The organism is Streptomyces sp. DH12 (assembly GCF_020873895.1).
In the GTDB taxonomy this organism is placed as follows: Bacteria; Actinomycetota; Actinomycetes; order Streptomycetales; family Streptomycetaceae; genus Streptomyces.
In genome coordinates this window covers 1-468 of sequence record NZ_JAHWGT010000920.1, presented here as the reverse complement: position 1 = coordinate 468, position 468 = coordinate 1, and the positions used below count along the sequence as shown (strand labels likewise).

Sequence of the window (468 nt, the reverse complement as noted above, 5' to 3'; positions counted from 1 at the left end):
CGCTGGAGGTGGTCATGGCCCGGTTGAAGACATGGGCGGACTCGGGTGCCGACTCGTTGAGGTAGGTGAAGAACTCCTGGTCGTACACCTCCTCGAAGACGTTGCCGCCGGTGCGCACCGCCTCGTCCAGCCGCGGCCAGACGTTCCAGGTCCAGGGCTCGGTGCACCACAGGGCGATGTAGCGCAGGCTGTGCGGGTCGTCCTCGCGCAGCAGCCGGGACATCTCGGTGTGCTCGAAGGTGCCGTCGGGGTTCTCGGTGAAGACGCCCTGGCACGACAGTGCGCGCAGCAGCCGCCGCAGGGTGTGCGGCTGGGTCTTCACCGCCGCCGCCAGGTCGTCGACGGTCATGGGGCTGTCGTCCAGCGCGTCGGGCACGCCCAGACGGACGGCCGCGCGTACGGCGGCCGCGCACGCCGCTCCGAATACGAGCTCCCTCAGCCGCATGGGCGGCGGGGGAGCTCGTATTC

The 468-nt window shown here is 70.3% G+C and carries 1 protein-coding gene; it reads right to left on the bottom strand.

From position 1 onward, the window contains the following. Positions 1-466: methyltransferase dimerization domain-containing protein (locus LPA54_RS37785; protein ID WP_308112928.1), on the bottom strand; the 466-nt coding region annotated here is incomplete at its 3' end. Positions 467-468: the final 2 nt, after the last annotated feature.